16 protein-coding genes are annotated in these 18,054 nt (G+C 33.4%); 15 read left to right on the top strand and 1 reads right to left on the bottom strand.

The features are described from left to right. Nucleotides 1-1,063: 1,063 nt before the first annotated feature. The 12 genes from H6X70_RS12365 to H6X70_RS12310 all read left to right on the top strand — a co-directional run bounded on the left by H6X70_RS12365 (nt 1,064) and on the right by H6X70_RS12310 (nt 13,243). Entirely contained in the window at nt 1,064-2,071 is a 1,008-nt protein-coding gene (locus H6X70_RS12365) for a glycosyltransferase family 2 protein (RefSeq protein WP_194768002.1), read from the top strand. 2 nt (nt 2,072-2,073) lie between these two features. Continuing rightward, a complete protein-coding gene (locus H6X70_RS12360; protein WP_194768001.1) occupies nt 2,074-3,015 on the top strand; it encodes a glycosyltransferase family 2 protein in 942 nt (313 codons plus the stop codon). Between the two features lie 3 nt (nt 3,016-3,018). Continuing rightward, complete coding sequence (gene wecB, locus H6X70_RS12355; RefSeq protein ID WP_194768000.1) at nt 3,019-4,146, top strand: non-hydrolyzing UDP-N-acetylglucosamine 2-epimerase; 1,128 nt, start codon at nt 3,019-3,021, stop codon at nt 4,144-4,146. 5 nt (nt 4,147-4,151) lie between these two features. Further along, nucleotides 4,152-5,375, top strand: coding sequence for a hypothetical protein (locus H6X70_RS12350; protein WP_194767999.1), 1,224 nt, complete (start codon nt 4,152-4,154; stop codon nt 5,373-5,375). After that, complete coding sequence (locus tag H6X70_RS12345) at nt 5,376-6,410, top strand: N-acetylneuraminate synthase family protein (protein WP_194767998.1); 1,035 nt, start codon at nt 5,376-5,378, stop codon at nt 6,408-6,410. Further along, the gene (locus H6X70_RS12340) at nt 6,403-7,056 is read left to right on the top strand and encodes a hypothetical protein (protein ID WP_194767997.1); all 654 of its coding nucleotides are present in this window, start codon (nt 6,403-6,405) and stop codon (nt 7,054-7,056) included. The genes H6X70_RS12345 and H6X70_RS12340 overlap by 8 nt, the downstream gene beginning before the upstream one ends. Continuing rightward, nucleotides 7,053-8,210, top strand: coding sequence for a UDP-N-acetylglucosamine 2-epimerase (gene neuC, locus H6X70_RS12335; RefSeq protein WP_194767996.1), 1,158 nt, complete (start codon nt 7,053-7,055; stop codon nt 8,208-8,210). The genes H6X70_RS12340 and neuC overlap by 4 nt, the downstream gene beginning before the upstream one ends. 1 nt (nt 8,211) lies before the next feature. Further along, nucleotides 8,212-8,910 carry a cytidylyltransferase domain-containing protein gene (locus tag H6X70_RS12330; protein WP_194767995.1) on the top strand — a complete coding sequence of 233 codons (699 nt, stop codon included), beginning with the start codon at nt 8,212-8,214 and terminating at the stop codon, nt 8,908-8,910. A gap of 81 nt (nt 8,911-8,991) precedes the next feature. Further along, nucleotides 8,992-10,380: a hypothetical protein gene (locus H6X70_RS12325; RefSeq protein WP_194767994.1), complete on the top strand. Its 1,389-nt coding sequence runs from the start codon at nt 8,992-8,994 to the stop codon at nt 10,378-10,380. Next, nucleotides 10,380-11,528 carry a glycosyltransferase family 4 protein gene (locus H6X70_RS12320; RefSeq protein ID WP_194767993.1) on the top strand — a complete coding sequence of 383 codons (1,149 nt, stop codon included), beginning with the start codon at nt 10,380-10,382 and terminating at the stop codon, nt 11,526-11,528. The genes H6X70_RS12325 and H6X70_RS12320 overlap by 1 nt, the downstream gene beginning before the upstream one ends. 3 nt (nt 11,529-11,531) lie before the next feature. Next, on the top strand, nt 11,532-12,083 hold the full coding sequence (locus H6X70_RS12315) for a serine O-acetyltransferase (protein ID WP_194767992.1): 552 nt from the start codon (nt 11,532-11,534) through the stop codon (nt 12,081-12,083). Further along, nucleotides 12,080-13,243 (top strand): glycosyltransferase family 4 protein, encoded by a 1,164-nt coding sequence (locus tag H6X70_RS12310; protein ID WP_194767991.1) that lies wholly within the window; start codon nt 12,080-12,082, stop codon nt 13,241-13,243. Before H6X70_RS12315 ends, H6X70_RS12310 begins: the two co-directional genes overlap by 4 nt. 769 nt (nt 13,244-14,012) lie before the next feature. Here the strand turns inward: H6X70_RS12310 and H6X70_RS12305 are convergent. Then, nucleotides 14,013-14,318: a GIY-YIG nuclease family protein gene (locus tag H6X70_RS12305; RefSeq protein WP_194767990.1), complete on the bottom strand. Its 306-nt coding sequence runs from the start codon at nt 14,316-14,318 to the stop codon at nt 14,013-14,015. Between the two features lie 130 nt (nt 14,319-14,448). Between H6X70_RS12305 and H6X70_RS12300 the strand changes: the two genes are divergently transcribed. Genes H6X70_RS12300 through H6X70_RS12290 form a run of 3 tightly spaced genes read left to right on the top strand, consistent with a single transcriptional unit; the run spans nt 14,449 to nt 18,013 of the window. Then, nucleotides 14,449-15,648 (top strand): glycosyltransferase family 4 protein, encoded by a 1,200-nt coding sequence (locus tag H6X70_RS12300; protein WP_228530358.1) that lies wholly within the window; start codon nt 14,449-14,451, stop codon nt 15,646-15,648. Further along, nucleotides 15,645-17,006 (top strand): O-antigen ligase family protein, encoded by a 1,362-nt coding sequence (locus H6X70_RS12295; RefSeq protein ID WP_194767989.1) that lies wholly within the window; start codon nt 15,645-15,647, stop codon nt 17,004-17,006. Before H6X70_RS12300 ends, H6X70_RS12295 begins: the two co-directional genes overlap by 4 nt. After that, nucleotides 17,003-18,013, top strand: a complete 1,011-nt coding sequence (locus H6X70_RS12290; RefSeq protein ID WP_194767988.1) for a glycosyltransferase family 4 protein — start codon at nt 17,003-17,005, stop codon at nt 18,011-18,013. Before H6X70_RS12295 ends, H6X70_RS12290 begins: the two co-directional genes overlap by 4 nt. Nucleotides 18,014-18,054: the final 41 nt, after the last annotated feature.

Here is an 18,054-nt window from a genome sequence, read left to right as displayed (position 1 = left end):
GTGACAAAAAAAAACACGATGTCAGTTCGAGTGATGCGACCATAGGGCATTGTATCGAGAACAGATTTATGAAATACTACATATAAAATTATCGAGTTAAAGCTTCTCGATACAATTCCAATAAAACCCCGATATGCATCGTGGTTTCATTGGAATCACTCGAAGAGACAAAAAAAACCACGATGTCAGTTCGAGTGATGCGCCCATAGGCGCATTGTATCGAGAACAGATTTATGAAATACCACATATAAAATTATCGAGTTAAAGCTTCTCGATACAATTCCAATAAAACCCCGATATGCATCGCGGTCTCATCGGAATCACTCGAAGTGACAAATAAATGCGATGTCAGTTCGAGTGATGCGACTTTAGGAGCATTGTATCGAGAACAGATTTGAATAAGAAGTTATCTGTCATGCAGAAGGAGGTAGGACTGAAGCATCTTAATTCGTATGCTAAAGATTCTTCACTTTCGCTGCGCCCGTTCTGAATGACAAAAAGAAACACGATGTCAGTTCGAGTGATGCGACCATAAGCGCATTGTATCGAGAACAGATTTATGAAATACTACATATAAAATTATCGAGTTAAAGCTTCTCGATACAATTCCAATAAAACCCCGATATGCATCGTGGTTTCATTGGAATCACTCGAAGAGACAAAAATATCACGATGTCAGTTCGAGTGATGCGCCATAGGAGCATTGTATCGAGAACAGATTTGAATAAGAAGTTATTTGTCATACAGAAGGAGGTAAGGACTGAAGCATCTTAAATTTGTATGTTAAAGATTCTTCACTTTCGCTGCGCCCGTTCTGAATGACAAAGAAACCACGATGTCAGTTCGAGTGATGCGCTCATAGACGCATTGTATCGAGAACAGTTTTGAATAAGCAGTTATTTGTCATGCAGAAGGAGGTAGGACTGAAGCATCTTAATTTGTATGCTAAAGATTCTTCACTTTCGCTGCGCCCGTTCTGAATGACAAAGAAAACAGGTTTTAACACCAACAACCACGCACTCTTAATATTAATTTATATTTTAGCAGCCATATCGCATAAACTATGAGTACCCCGCTTGTTTCTATAATCATTCCTACATTTAATCGTACCCATTTAATAGGCGAGACCTTAGATTCTGTTTTGGCACAAACCTACCAAAATTGGGAATGTATTGTGGTTGATGATGGTAGTACCGATAATACTGCCGAACTTTTAGAAACCTATTGCAAAAAAGACGCCCGATTTCAATACCACCATCGCCCCGCCGACCGTTTGCCTGGAGGGAATGCGGCACGAAATTATGGGTTTGAGTTGAGTAAAGGGGAGTATGTCATGTTTTTAGATTCAGATGATTTTTTAAATAGGAATTGTTTGGACGGAAGGTTATCTGTTTTTTTTAAAAAAAGTAATGTAAATGCCGTAATTGCAGATACGGCAAAATGGGACCCTATTTTAGGAATAGGTAAATCGATAAATAAAGATCCAATCGAAGTTAATCAAAATCATTATTTATTACTGTTTTTAAGTTACAATTTACCATGGCATACGATGAGTGGTTTATGGAATAGGCATTTTTTAACGAATATATTTTTCGATGAAAAACTAAAACGATTTCAGGATGTAGATTTTCATATTAGGTTATTATTAAATAATAAGGTCGTTTTAGAAAGGTTAAATAAAATTGATAGTTATTACCGAAATAGTTCTGATGAAAAAAAAGGAGCTATTGAAATTTATAATAGTAAAGTATTAGAAAGTTATATCGAAATTATAAAAAAAGCTAAGAATTGGAATCTTGATAGTAACCAAAAAAAAGCATTCAAAAGGTTTTTATATGTTACTTTTAAGAGTTTCGTATTTCATGGGAAACAACAGAACTTTCTCAATTACAAATTTTTAATAAGTTCTATTAATAGTATTACAAAATTAAAATTGACAGAATACAGCTTTTTTTATTTAATGGCACTTTATAGTTTTTTAGGTTTAACAGATAAAAAAGGGATTGGAAGTTATAAATTATCTCAACAGGCGGATATTTATTTTAACAAATTAATTATAATGAATGAATAGACATGGGAGAGGTTAAAGTTTCAATCATCATGGCAACCTATAATAGAGCCCATTTTATTATAGAAACCTTGCAATCTATACAAAAACAAACCTTTGCTAATTGGGAGTGTATAATAATAGACGATGGGAGTACCGATAATACAGAAGCTGTTCTAGAACCTATAATAAAAGAAGATTCGCGGTTTAAATATTGTAAACGCACAGACAAGTATAAAAAGGGGTTGCCAGGAAGCAGAAATTACGGGTTGGATTTAGCAAAAGGCGAGTATATTATTTTTTTTGATGATGACGATGTTGTTCACCCTCAAAATTTAGAAACCACACTAGGGGTGTTAAATGAATATCAATGTGATTTTTGTCTTTATAGAAAACAAAGTTTTAAAACAAAATTGCCAGGATTTTTGTTTGAAAGAAGCAAGGTTATTAGAAACCTTTCAAAGTTAGATATCTCAGATGTTATAATGAATAAAGTTCCAATGGCTTCTTGTACAGTGCTATGGCGAGCTAATTGTTTTAGCAAACTAAGGTTTAATGAACAATTAATGTATGCCGAAGAATGGGAGTTGTATGCTAGAATGATAGCTGAAGGAGACCTTGAAGGAGTAGAAATATCGAATACATTATATTACAATCGTAAACATCCAAATTCAAACACGGGCGAATATCAGATGCTAAGTCCAATTAGGAGAGAATCTAATGTTAATGCTATATTACTGGTGTTAAAGATGTTGAAAACAAATAACCTTTTAACAGAAGAGCTTGTTAGGTTTTTTATAAAAGGAGCTGTGTATTTTAACGAATTTAAGTTGTATTATAAAATTAGCAACTTATTAGAATTGGATACGACTATATTTTCTAAATATAGATTGTTGTATTACAAACAGGTTCTGAAAGTAAAAAACTATCAATTTAAGCAGCAAATAAAAAAGGCACTAAATATTTAAGTCATGAAAAAGGTATTAGTGGTATTTGGTACTCGTCCGGAAGCAATTAAAATGGCGCCTGTCGTTCATGCTTTAAAAGCAAATAACAAATTTAAAACAAGGGTTTGTATTACAGGTCAGCATAGAGAAATGTTAGATCAGGTATTGCAGTTTTTTCAGATAGTTCCAGATTACGATTTAAATTTAATGACGCCGAAACAGTCCTTAAATCTGTTAGCCAGCCGAATTTTAGCAGAAATAGATGTTGTGTTTGATGATTTTAAGCCAGATCTTGTTTTAGTTCATGGAGATACTACAACAAGTAGTGTAGTGGCGCTAGCTGCTTTTCATAGACAGATAAAAATAGGACATGTTGAGGCAGGACTTAGAACTTATAATAAACAATCGCCTTTCCCAGAAGAAATTAACAGGCAAATAACAGGACGTTTAGCCGATATTCATTTTACACCAACACCTACAACATATAATAATTTAGTGCTTAACGAGCACGTAAAAGCTTCATCAGTTTTTACAACAGGAAATACTGTTATAGATGCATTGTTGTGGGGTGTTGCAAATATTAATGAGAATAGAGAAGCCATTCAGTCACTTAAAAGTGAATTAAATTTTAATAAAAAAATAATTTTAGTAACAGGACACCGTAGGGAGAGTTTTGGCGATAAGTTTGTTTCATTTTGTAGTGCTTTACTAAAAATAGCAGAACGAAGTGATGTACAAATTATCTATCCTGTGCATTTAAACCCGAATGTAAAAGAACCTGTTTACAAGTTACTATCAAAACACCCGAATATTTTATTAATAGCACCTTTAGACTACGAAGTGTTTATTTGGTTAATGAATATGTCCTATTTTATAATAACCGATAGCGGTGGTGTACAAGAGGAAGCACCTTCTTTAGGAAAACCTGTATTGGTAACTAGAGATATAACTGAAAGAGAAGAGGCTGTAACATTAGGAGCGGTTAATTTAGTTGGAACATCATTTGATAAAATAGTTAAAGCATCAAATTTATTGCTAGATGATAACTCGGTTTATAATTCTATGCGTATTGAAAGCAATCCTTATGGCGATGGTAAAGCTGCATTAAAAATCAATCGAATTATTGAAAAATTATTACAAGAAAATGAATAAGTAGAATGAATATATTAGTCTTAGCAGAATCATTGAGAATTAACGAAACTTCTTCTGGAATTGTTAGCTCTACTTTTATATCAGCATTAAAGAAAGGAGGACATAATGTGACCTGTCTTTACGAGAAATTTAAAAAACCACTAGCGATTTGTTGGTTAGAAGGGGTTGAGTTAAGAGAAATTACCTATGGTATCCATGAAAAAAAAGCTCTAGATTTTATACCAAAATTAAGAGCTATACCTACGTTTCTTGATGGGTACAATAGAAGGTTTAAAAATCAAATAATGTCATGGAAGCATGAGATTGAAAGTACTTTATTAAATTCAGGTATTGAATTGATTATAGTGCTTGGTTCTGGATCTAGTTTTCTTCCTCATTTTGCAATGTTACAAGTTAAAACGAAAATCCCATGGATTGCTAATTTTCACGACCCCTATCCAATGAGTCTTTATCCGGATCCTTATCGTAAAAAAAGAAATTTAATTTACAGAAAACAAGAGGGCTATACAAAAGAAATTATAAGGAAGGCAACTTTAGTATCCTTTCCTTCTCTTTTATTAAAAGATTTGATGCAACAGAGTTTTCCTGAAATAAAAAATAAATCTCTTATTCTACCGCATATAGGCGTTGAATTAAATAACTTACCCACGAATGAAAACGATCAGTTAGTAATATTAAATAAAAGTAAATTTAATATTTTACATGCAGGTACATTATTAGGGCCAAGGAAAATAGATAGCTTATTTCAAGCTTTTGAAAAATTTATAAACTCAAAAACTGAAATAAAGGAAAATGCTGTTTTGACCGTTTTAGGAAAAGTGGCTAAAGAACATAGTAATATCATTAAAAGGAACAACTTAAATTATAAAATAATAACAGAAAGAGTAAGTTATAAAAGAAGCTTGGAATTAACTAAACAGGCTGATATTTCTTTAATCATTGAAGCTGATGCAGAAACTAGCCCATTTATGCCTGGTAAATTAGCAGATTTAATATTTCTTGAGAAACCTATTTTAGCCTTAACTCCATTAAATTCAGAAACTTTAAGAGTGTTAGGTGATAATTACCCCTACACAGCAAGAACTAATGATGTTGATGAAATTTATAATCAGTTGTTAACGATGTGGAATTTAAGAAAAGTAAATAAACTTAAATTAGTTAATAAGGAAGCACTTAAATATTATGTTTCGGAAGAAAAATTTAATATCACAATAAAGAATCATTTGTAAATGAACACACCCTTTATCATAGCAGAAATAGCTCAAGCCCATGATGGCAGTTTAGGTATGGCACATGCATATATTGATGCTGTCGCTAAGGCAGGATGTGATGCTATAAAATTTCAAACCCATATAGCTGAAGCAGAAAGTAGTGTGCACGAACCCTTTCGTGTGAAATTTTCTAAGCAAGATGCCACACGTTTTGATTATTGGAAACGTATGGAATTTACATTAGATCAATGGAAAAGTTTAAAAGCGCATTGCGATGAGGTTGGGATTGAGTTTATGAGTTCGCCATTTAGTAATGCTGCTGTAGATTTATTAGAGCAGGTAGGTGTAAAACGTTATAAAATAGGTTCTGGAGAAGTTAATAATTTAGTGTTATTAGAAAAGGTAGCTAAAACTAAGAAACCAGTTATTTTATCTTCGGGTATGAGTTCGTTCGCTGAATTGGACACAAGTGTTACTTTTTTAAAAGAGCGTGGAGTTTCTGTTTCTTTAATGCAATGTTACACGGCTTATCCAACAACTCCAGAACAATATGGCTTAAACGTGATTCAAGAGTTAAAAAAAAAATATAGTCTTCCTGTAGGTTATTCAGATCATTCAGCAACTATAGAAGCTTGTATTGCAGCGGTAGCATTAGGAGCTGAGTTTATAGAATTTCATGTAGTTTTCAATAAGGCAATGTTTGGGCCAGATGCTAAAGCCTCTCTGGATTTTGAAGACACAACGCGGTTGGTTAAAGCGGTTAAAAATATTCAGAAGGCGTTGTTATATCCTATTGATAAAACAAAACACAATCAGTTTAAAGACTTAAAACAGATTTTTGAAAAGTCTTTAGCGGTTAATAAACCTTTAAAAGCTGGACATATTTTAACTTTTGAAGATTTGGAAACTAAAAAACCTAAAGGGTTTGGTATTTTAGCTTGTGATTACGAAAAAGTTTTAGGAAAACCTTTAAAGGTAGATTTAAATAAATGGTCTTTTTTGAAAGAAAAAGATGTAAATTTTATAAACAAATTTGAAACGGAGAATGAATAATAAAATAACAGCATATAAGTTTTATAAGCATTTTTCAAATACAGAAGGGAATCAACATATTGCTGGGCTTTTTGCTATTGAAACAATTCTTAATTTAGTTGAAAGGTATTCTCCTCAAAATATATTAGAATTAGGTTTAGGAATTGGTTCTGTGTCATATTCAGTAATTGAGTTTTCAAAAAAAATAAATCTTAAAATGAATTATTATGGTACAGAAAAAAATATATTTTGTTTAGAGGAGCTTCCAAAAAATTTAGAGAATAAATTTAATCATATTAGATTGTTTTCCGAGGCAAAAGATTTACCAAGAGATATTAAGTTTGACTTTATAATTATAGATGGAAGTGATGATTCTTTAAAAAGCATTAAGAATAGTGTTTCGGAAAGAGCTATTATTTATATTGAAGGCTATAGAATATCTCAAGTTAATTTAGTAAAATCCTTTTTCCCTAGAAATAAATATGTAAGTGTAATATCAGGTTATAAAAACCCAAACTTTGGCCCGTTCGATAAAAAAAAATGGTCGGGTGGAGGGCAGTTGATTTTTGTAAATCCCACCTTTTATCAAAGAGCACATTATTTATATTTAAAAGTTTTGACTTCATTTAAATATAAAGTTTTAAGGAAATTAAATAAATTTTCATGACCAAAAGAAAAATATGTGTTGTTATTACGGCAAGGCCATCTTATAGTCGAATTAAAACGGCGCTAAAAGCTATTCAGGCACATGCTAAACTCGAATTGCAATTGGTGGTTGCAGGTTCTGCTTTATTAGGACGTTATGGTAATGCTGTAGATTTTATTGAAGAAGATGGTTTTAAAATTGCCGATAAAGTGTTTATGGTATTAGAAGGTGAAAACCCAACTGCAATGGCTAAAACTACGGGGTTAGGTGTTATGGAATTAGCTAATGCTTTTTATAAATTACAACCAGATGCTGTTATTACAATAGCCGATCGTTTTGAAACTATTGCAACATCTATAGCAGCATCTTATCAAAATATTCCTTTAATCCATATTCAAGGTGGTGAAGTTACAGGTAATATTGATGAGAAAGTAAGACATGCGAATACTAAGTTGGCTGACTTACATTTGGTTGCAACCGAAGAAGCCAAAGCACGAGTTATTAAAATGGGTGAAGCGGAGCATACGGTTTTTAATACAGGATGTCCTTCTATAGATTTGGCAAAAGCCATTAAACAAGCTCCAAAATTAGACTTTAATCCCATAAGTAAATATGGAGGTGTTGGAGAAGATATCAATTGGCAAGACGGCTATTTGGTTGTCATGCAACACCCTGTGACAACAGAATATGCATCGGCTAGAAAAGATGTAGAAACGACCTTACATGCTATAAACGACATAGAAATTCCTACCTTTTGGTTTTGGCCTAACGTAGACGCAGGATCCGATGGGACATCAAACGGTATTCGTGCTTTTAGAGAAATTTATAAGCCCAAGCATATTCACTTTTTTAAGAATATGGAACCCAACGATTTTTTAAAACTTCTTATTAATAGCAAATGTTTAATCGGTAATTCAAGCGTAGGTATTCGGGAGTGTTCGTATTTAGGTGTCCCTGTTGTTAATATTGGTACGAGACAAAATCGAAGAGAGCGCGCAAAAAATGTATTAGATGTGACTTATAATAAAGACGCTATTAAAGCAGCAATTCAAGAACGCCTGATGTCCAAAAATATTGAAAAAGCATATATTTATGGTGATGGAACAGCTGGAGAGAAAATTGCTGATATCTTGGCTGATGTACCTTTAACTTTTCATAAAACCATAACCTATTAACATGAAAATTTTAGCGGTTATACCAGCAAGAGGTGGTTCTAAAGGCGTACCAAATAAGAATATAAAAAAATTAGGAAAAAAACCTTTAATACAATACACAACGGATGTTGCGGTATTATCAAAGTATATTAGCAAATTGATTGTAAGTTCCGACGATGATGCTATTATTGCTTTTGTAAAATCTTTAGGTGTTGCTGCACCTTTTAAACGACCAGCTAAATTAGCAACCGATAAAGCAGCAACTTTACCAGTAATACAGCATGTATTGGAGTTTTTAATGGCACAAGGCGAAACATTCGATGCCGTATGTATATTACAACCTACGAGTCCTTTTCGAACTACAACGTTTTTAGATGCTGCACTAGAGCAGTTTATGGCATCGAAAACAGATTCTTTAGTATCGGTTCAAGAAGTCCCTCATGAATATAATCCGCATTGGACATTTAAAGTCAATGATAAAAACCAATTAAGCATTGCAACTGGAGATGAAACAATTATTTCACGTCGACAAGATTTGCCAAAAGCATATCATAGAGATGGCAGTATTTATATCACTAAAACAGAAGTTTTACTAAAACAAAATTCATTATATGGTAACTCTATAAACTATATTGAATCTCCAAAATCATCATATATAAATATTGATACGATGGCAGATTGGGAAAGGGCAGAGGAAATGATTCAAAACAATTTAGTGTAATATGTGTGGAATTGCTGGAATTGGTTGTTTTTTGAAAAATGACTTATTAAAGTTAAATCATCAAAAACAGTTTCGAGATTTATGAGTTACCAAAAAAAAATCTTATTTCTAGTCCCCGATGGGGTAGGTGTTAAAAACTATCTTTACTCAAAGGTTATTTCATATTTAAAACAAACCAACGTAAAAATTGTTATTTGGTCGCCACTTCCGGAAGCAATGTTTAAAGAAGTGTCCGAATTACATCAGGTAGAAATTGATTATAAGAAAATAAAATTACACTCCGAATCGGTTTTAACACGGTTTTATAGAGAAGCAACCACCTATGCTCGTCTTTTAAGAAATAGTAAACTAAAGCAAAATCCAACTATTTTAAGCAACTGGAAGCTTCCTGATAAAAATATGAAGCTAAAAGCACTATATCTAGCTGCTATGCTATTAGGAAGGTATTTGGCAAAAGATTACAATAGAATTTTAGCATTCGAGGCTAAAAGTAAAAAGTTTTGGTCTAAAAAAATAATTGGAAACTATAGAGCAGAATTAGACAGCTTACAACCTCATTCTATATTTATAACCCATCAGCGTGTAGCCAATTTAATGCCCATTTGTTTAGCAGCGAAAACATTAAAAATAAAAGTTGTTTCAGCTATATTCTCGTGGGATAATTTACCTAAAGCACGTTTGTGTATTGATGCAAATATTTATTTAGTTTGGAGCGAATGGATGAAAAATGAAATGGCTGATTATTATCCTGAAATACCAAAAGAACAGGTGAAATTAGTAGGGACACCTCAGTTTGAGTTTTACCTAGATGGCTCCCAAAAACTGGACAGAGCTGTGTTTGCAAAACAATATGGTTTAGACCCAAATAAACAGTGGGTGTGTTTTAGTGGTGATGATGTTAAAACATCACCTTTTGATGCGTTGTATTTTAACGATGTGGTAGAAGCATTGAAACCTTATAACGATACCATTCAAATTATTTTCAGACGTTGTCCAGTCGATTTTTCAGATCGTTATGATGAAGTTATAAATTCTAATAAGGGTTTTGTGTTTGCGATTGATCCCTTATGGCATATTCCAGAAGGGGCATGGACAGGATATGTTTCTAAATACGAGGATGTTTCAATGCAGGTAAATCTTGCTTTGCACTGTGATGTTGTTGTAAATTTAGGATCTACTATGGCACATGATTTTACCATGTATGGAAAGCCTTGTTTGTATTTAAAATACAACCCTGTGTTTGATGCCAATTGGAGTGTAGAACGTATTTATCAATTTCAACATTTTAGAAGCATGGGGGATTTAGACGCTGTAGGGTGGATTTTAAATAGAGAAAGTATCGCAACACAAGTTTTAAAAGCAATTCAGTACCCCAATGAAATAGGAAGACAACGAAAAGTATGGATGGAAAAAATTGTTTTGCATCCAATAAAAAATAATTCAGAATTAATAGCAAAAGAGATACTATAATGCACATTTGTTTTATTACGAACGAATTTCCAAAGCCAGGTTATCCGCATGGAGGTGTTGGTACGTTCATAGCGACACTAGGAAAATCTTTAGTGAAACACGGGGTTCAGGTAAGTGTAATTGGTAAAAATCAAGTAGCGAAAGAAGAAAGAGAGGTCGTAGATGGTATAAATGTTTGGCGTTTGGCTCCAAAACAAATAAAAGGATTAAGCTGGTTTTTTAATTCAAAAGCAATAAACGGAGCAATAGTTAAAAGACATCAAGAAATACCTATAGATGTTGTAGAAACAACGGAATTAGGATTAGCGTTTTTATCCAAAATTAAAGGTATAAAGTATATAATTAGAATGAACGGAGGACATCACTTTTTTGCAAAAGCAGAAAATCGTCCTACTCAATTAAAGAAAGTTATTCAAGAAAAACGTTCGTTTGCAAAAGCAGATGCTGTTTTAGCAGTGTCAGAGTATGTAAAGGAAACTACACGAGCCTTAGTGGGCTTAGGAGATATTCCAATAAATGTTATTTATAATCCAGTAGATATAACTAAGTTTCAATATGATGATGAGGTTAAAGTAAAACCATACTCAATTTTTTTTGCAGGGAGCTTGGTAGAGAAAAAAGGGATTCGACAGTTGGTTCAAGCTTTAGATTTTTTGATTCCCTATTTTCCTGAAGTTCATTTATACATCGCTGGACGTGATGGTTTGGTTCCTGGAACTCAAACACCTTACCGACCAATTTTAGAAGCTTCAATTACAGAGAAATCACGCAATCATGTAACTTTTTTGGGTGTTTTACCTAATAATGATATGCCTAAATATATTGCAGAAGCGGCAATATGTTGTTATCCTAGTCATATGGAAGCCATGCCTTTAGCATGGCTTGAAGTTTTAGCGGCAGGAAAAATATTCGTAGGCGCTACAGCAGGACCAGGACCAGAAGCTGTAAGTCATATGAAAACAGGGTTGTTAGCTGATCCTTTTAAGCCCAAAGATATTGCAGAAAAAATTGCCTGGGTTTTTAATAATGAGAAAGAAGCAAAAGCATTGGGAGAAGCAGCTCGTATAGATGTTTTGAATCGTTTTGATATTAAAGTGATTGTAAAAGAAAATGTTGAATTTTACACTAAATTATGTCAATCAAAATAAATAATGCTTAAAAAATTTAAAACAGATATAAAAAAATACAAAACCTATAGTGGTAAGTCTACTATAGTGCTATGTTTTACACAGCAGGGGTTATGGGCTTTATTGGTATATCGTATTTCACATGCTGTTTTTATTAGTAATGCTCCTAAGTTTTTAAAGAAGTTATTATTACTGTTTTGTGTGTTAGGCCAAAAATGGATTGAAATTATTACAGGAATATCTATACCATACACAGCACGAATAGGGGAGCGTTTTTATATTGGTCATTTTGGAGGGATTATTATAAATGGAAATGCCATTATAGGCGATAACTGTAATATTTCACAAGGGGTAACTATTGGGGTTAGTGGTGTTTTAGAAAACAGAGGCACACCTATTATAGGTGATAATGTGTATATTGGAGCCAACGCGGTTATAGCTGGAAATATTTCAATAGGAAATTCGGCGGTTATTGGAGCTAATTCTTTAGTGACTAAAAATGTTGAAGCACGTACCACAGTTCTGGGGGTTCCTGCTGTTGTAGTTAGTAATAATTCATCCGAGCATTATATATGAAAAGCCAAACTAGAAAATTATTAATAGTTTCTCTAGCGCCTACTATTTTAAAAAATGACAGGTTTTATTCCTATGCACCTTATGTGGATGAAATGGATATATGGTTTAAATATTCAAAAGATAAAAGAATATTAGCACCTTTTCATCATCCTTCAAAACTGTTGTTAAAAGCCTTTTCTACATCAGATATTAAACGGTATTATATCCCTTATATCGCTTTTAATACGTATTCAAATGTGCTTATCAGCTTGATTAAACTTCCTTTTGTTCTTCTGCAAATGTTTCGTGCGATGTTTTGGGCAGACCACATCCATTTAAGATGTCCGGGGAACATCGGGTTATTAGGGTGTTTGGTACAAGTTTTTTTTCCATCGAGGCAAAAAACGGCAAAATATGCTGGAAATTGGGATCCAAAAGCGAAGCAACCCTTAAGTTATAAGTTTCAAAAATGGATTTTATCCAATACTTTTTTAACCAAAAACATGCAGGTTTTGGTGTATGGCCAATGGGGAAATCAAACAAAAAACATCAAACCTTTTTTTACGGCAACCTATTCTGAGGCAGAAAAAGTTTCTTTTAGCGCTATAGATTATACTAAACCGTTACAATTTGTTTTTGCAGGCATGTTAGTGCCAGGAAAACGCCCTTTATTAGCCATACAGTTTGTTGAGGAGTTAAATAAACGGGGTATTCCTGCTAACTTAGAACTTTTTGGTGACGGTCCACTGCGTCAGGAGTTAGATGAATATGTTGCTGATAAAAAAATAAAACATCAAATTTCGTTACATGGTAATCAGGATAAATCCGCAGTAAAAGCAGCACTTATAAAATCTCATTTTAATATTTTACTATCTAAAAGTGAAGGTTGGCCAAAAGCCCTAGCCGAAGGCATGTTTTTTGGCTGTATTCCTGTTACTACAACAGTATCTTGTGTACCATGGATGCTCGATGAAGGACAACGAGGTATCATAGTAAAACCCGAGTTAGAAGCAGCGGTTTCTCATTTTATTGATGTTTATAAACCTGCTAATTTGGATGCTATGGCGCAAAAGGCGTTGCATTGGTCGCAAAGATATACGCTAGACAGGTTTGAGCTTGAAATTAAAAAGTTACTTTGTCATGCAGAAGGAGGCACGACTGAAGCATCACAGTTTTCGTAGCACAAAGATTCTTCACTCCGTTGCTCTGCGTTCTGAATGACAAGTATTGTGTCATGCAGAAGGAGGTGCGACTGAAGCATCTTAGTTTTTGTAGCATAAAGATTCTTCACGCCGTTACTCTACGTTCTGAATGACAAGTGTTATGTCATGCAGAAGGAGTGCGCGACTGAAGTAGCTAGTTTTTGTAACATAAAGATTCTTCACTCCGTTACTCTGCGTTCTGAATGACAAGTGCTTTGTCATGCAGAAGGCGTATGCGACTGAAGCATCTTAGTTTTCGTGGCATAAAGATTCTTCACTCCGTTGCTCTACGTTCTGAATGACAACCGTTATGTCATGCAGAAGGCGTATGCGACTGAAGCATCTTAGTCTTGTAGCATAAAGGTTCTTCACACCGTTACTCTACGTTCTGAATGACAAGTGTTATGTCATGCAGAAGGAGTGCGCGACTGAAGTAGCTAGTTTTTGTAACATAAAGATTCTTCACTCCGTTACTCTGCGTTCTGAATGACAGGTGCTTTGTCATACAGAAGGCGTATGCGATTGAAGCATCTTAGTCTTGTAGCATAAAGATTCTTCACTCCGTTGTTCTACGGTCTGAATAACAAGTATTGTGTCATGCAGAAGGCGTATGCGATTGAAGCATCTTAGTCTTGTAGCATAAAGATTCTTCACTCCGTTGCTCTGCGTTCTGAATGACAAGTGTTATGTCATGCAGAAGGCGTACGAGACTGAAGCATCTTTTTTATCTTGAAATTGTAAACAATTTCTATATCTTTTCATTTAAAAAATTCCATAAAGGATTAAAACTATTAATTAAATTTTCCTTTTTTAACCTGCTATAGCCTTTAATTTGTTTTTCTCTATCAATAGCTATATTAATTTCATGAAAATGTTCATAATATATGAGGTAGAAGCATTTGTATTTTGCGGTAAATGCTTTAGAAAATGGTAATGGATTTTTATGCGCATAAAGTCTTTCTTTTAAATTATTTGTTACCCCTGTATATAAAACAGTTTTGTTTTTATTGGTTAGAATATAAACGTAGTAATTGTGGCTTCCTTTGGTTTTCATAATGTTAAGATAGCAAAAAAGACTGTAGAGATGTCATGCAGAAGGAGGTACGACTGAAGCATCTTACGTTTTTGTAGCATAAAGATTCTTCACGCCGTTACTCTACGTTCTGAATGACAAGTGTGATGTCATGCAGAAGGAGTGCGCGACTGAAGCATCTTTTCAATTAATAAAAACTAAGGCACTTAAAAAAACAAGCATTACCCATGCTGTTTTCAATAATACAATTATATTTAAACCCAAAACAGCAAGTGTGCGTGTATTACAACTTATAGATTCTTTACATGCGGGAGGAGCGGAACGTGTTGCCGTTAATTACGCTAATGCTTTATCGCAACACCTTGAATACTCTTATTTATGTGCTACAAGGGCAGAAGGACTATTAAAAGATAGTTTATTTAAAAACGTTCATTATCTCTTTTTAAATAAAAAGCGAACTCTTGATTTTCGAGCTATAAAAAAACTAAATCGGTTTGTTAAAGCGAATAATATTGATGTTATTCATGCGCATTCAACCTCTTATTTTTTTGCAACATTAATTAAACTATTAAATCCAAAACTAATTTTAATTTGGCATGATCACTATGGTAACAGTGAGTTTTTAGAAGAAAGATCAACGCTTGTTTTAAAAAACTGTGCCAAACTGTTTAATCATGTTTTTACGGTAAATTTAAATCTGAAACATTGGGTAGAAACTAAGCTACAAGTACAATCGGTTAGCTATCTTCCTAATTTTGCGGTAACCGATTCAATAAAGCCTCAAACAAAATTAAAAGGGGAAGAAGATAAACGCATAGTGTGTTTAGCAAATTTGCGTCCCCAAAAAGATCACATTAACCTTCTAAAAGCTTTTAAAACAGTTTTAGAAGTTTATCCGGATTGGACTTTGCATCTTGTTGGTAAGGATTTTAACGATGCGTATGCTTCAGAAGTAAGGACTTATATCATTCAAAATAATTTAAAAAACCACGTTTTTATTTACGGTAGTTGTCCAGATGTTTCGTGTATATTAAATTCTTGTGCTATTGGTGTGTTGTCTTCAAAGTCTGAAGGTTTACCCCTAGCATTATTAGAATATGGCTTAGCCGGTTTAGCTGTTATTACCACCAATGTTGGTGATTGCAATCAAGTTATAAGCACTAAAAATGAAGGCTTATTAATTGAACCTGAAAACGATGCTGTTTTAGCACAAGCGCTAATAACTTATATTTCTAATGCCCCGCTACGATTACAAGTTGCTGAAAATTTAAAAACAAAAGTGGTAGATTTGTTTTCCGAATCACATATTATAAAATCACTTATTGCGATTTACACCCAATACTATAAATGAATCTGCCCCTTTATTTTAAACTACTCATTTTTCATGTTGCATTAGCAATAGGTGTATTTGTGTTTAAACCATTGGCGCTTATTTATTTTTTAGTGACTACTGTTTTTTTTAGCTATAGAATTATTAAAGCTTCCAAAAAGTATAAAACTTTTTATGTACTGTTATCCTGTGCTTATGTAGTTGGAATTGAGGTGTTTTTAAGAATGAACGGTGGCACTGTGTTTTATGAAGCGAGTAAATATTTAATAATTTTATTTATGCTGATGGGGCTGTTTAGTAATAGCTTTTCTAACCAGGCCTTAATTTACATCGTTTATCTATTACTTTTAATTCCAGGTGTTTTTGTGGCAGTTACCGAAATGGGCTATGAAACGAATATAAGAAAAGCCATCGCTTTTAATTTAAGTGGTCCCGTTTGCTTAGGGGTTTCGGCTTTATTCTGTTATAGGCGTAATGTGACTTTAAGTCAAATAAAAATGATTTTAACAGCATTTTTACTCCCCTTGGTGAGTCTTACTGCGTATCTGTTTTTGTATTCACCAGATTTAAAAGATGTCATCACTGGTACAGGATCTAATTTTGCAGCTTCTGGAGGATTTGGCCCAAATCAAGTAGCAACAGTTTTAGGAATTGGTATTTTTGTGTTAGCCGTTAAGTTTTTTTTATCTAAAGAAGGTGTTTTTTTTAGACTATTCGATTTGCTTCTTCTAGGTTTGTTAGGGTTTAGAGCATTGGCAACTTTTAGTCGTGGCGGTGTGATTACTGCGGTTATCATGATTTTATGCTTTATTGGTTTGTACTATTTAAAAGTGAATTTAAAAACGAAGTTTCGTATTAAATTCTCCTTACTTATTTTTTCAGGGGCGTTAATTTTTATTTGGTTAGTAAGCTCCATACAAACTAGCGGATTTTTAGATAAACGCTATGCCAATCAAGATGCCGCAGGTCGAGAAAAGGAAGATATTACAACAGGACGTACCGATTTGGTCGCTTTCGAGCTTAATGAATTTATGGAACATCCGTTTCTAGGAATAGGTGTGGGGAAAATAAAAGAAAATCGCTTGAATGAAACTGGTGTACTTGCTGCTTCCCATAATGAAGTTAGCAGAATTGTTGCCGAACATGGTTTGCTTGGTATCCTAGCATTTTTAATTTTATTAATAAACCCGTTGATTTATAGGTTGAAAAACAACCAAAATATTTTCTTCTTTTCGTTTTATTTTTTCTGGTTACTCACCATCAATCATTCGGCAATGCGTATTGCAGCTCCAGGATTTGTTTACGCCCTTTGTTTGTTAAATGTAACTTATGATAAACCAAAAGAAAAATCAATAGAAAACAACCCGTCTACCGTATGAAAACCCTTCTGTACATAGGAAATCAGTTATCTGGAGAAGACAGAACGGTAACAACTATTGATACGCTTAGTGACCTTTTGTCTAACTCCGGTTTTAGAGTTATAACGGCTTCAACAAAGACAAATAAAGTATTGCGGTTATTGGATATGTTTTGGCATATATTTAAATTTAGAACGCGTGTTGATTATGTTTTAATAGATACCTACAGCACGCAAAATTTTTATTATGCTTTCCTATGTGGACGATTATGCCGTCTATTCAATTTAAAATACATCCCCATTTTACACGGTGGAAATTTGCCTCAACGCTTGAAAAAATCACCAAAATTATCGAAAACTTTATTTAATAACGCCTATGTAAATGTGGCGCCTTCTAATTATACTAAATCTAATTTTGAAAAGTTTGGGTACCAAAATATAATCTGTATTCCAAACGTTATAGAATTAGAAAATTATCCGTTTACGCAGCGTTCTTTTAAAAATATAAGGTTACTTTGGGTACGTTCCTTTTCAGAAATTTATAATCCTTTATTGGCTGTAGATGTTTTAAATGCTTTAAAAAAAGACCATCTGAATGCCGAATTATGCATGGTAGGTCCCGAAGTAGATGGAAGTTTACAAAAAACTAAAGATTATGCTAAGGCATTAGGAGTTGAGGTCACTTTTACAGGAAAATTATCAAAACCAGAATGGATTTCTTTATCTGAATCCTATAATGTTTTTATAAATACCACAACTATTGACAATATGCCTGTTAGCGTAATTGAAGCCATGGCTTTAGGTTTGCCTGTTGTGTCTACAAATGTAGGTGGCTTGCCTTTTTTAATTAAAAATGACGTAAATGGTGTTTTAGTTGAACCTAATTCTGTAAAAGCCTTTGTTTATGCTATTAAAAATTTAGTATCGAATTTAGAAGAAACACAGCAGATAATTCAAAATGCTAGACAAAATGTTGAAGAATATGACTGGAAATGTGTTAAAAAGCAATGGATTAAAGTCTTTAAATGAAAATAAGGCTTAGTTAAATTAACTTTCTATCTTTATCCCCT

Origin of the sequence: Tamlana sp. I1 (genome assembly GCF_015355625.1) — a bacterium.
In the GTDB taxonomy this organism is placed as follows: domain Bacteria; phylum Bacteroidota; class Bacteroidia; order Flavobacteriales; family Flavobacteriaceae; genus Pseudotamlana.
This window is presented reverse-complemented; position numbering and strand designations above follow the sequence as displayed.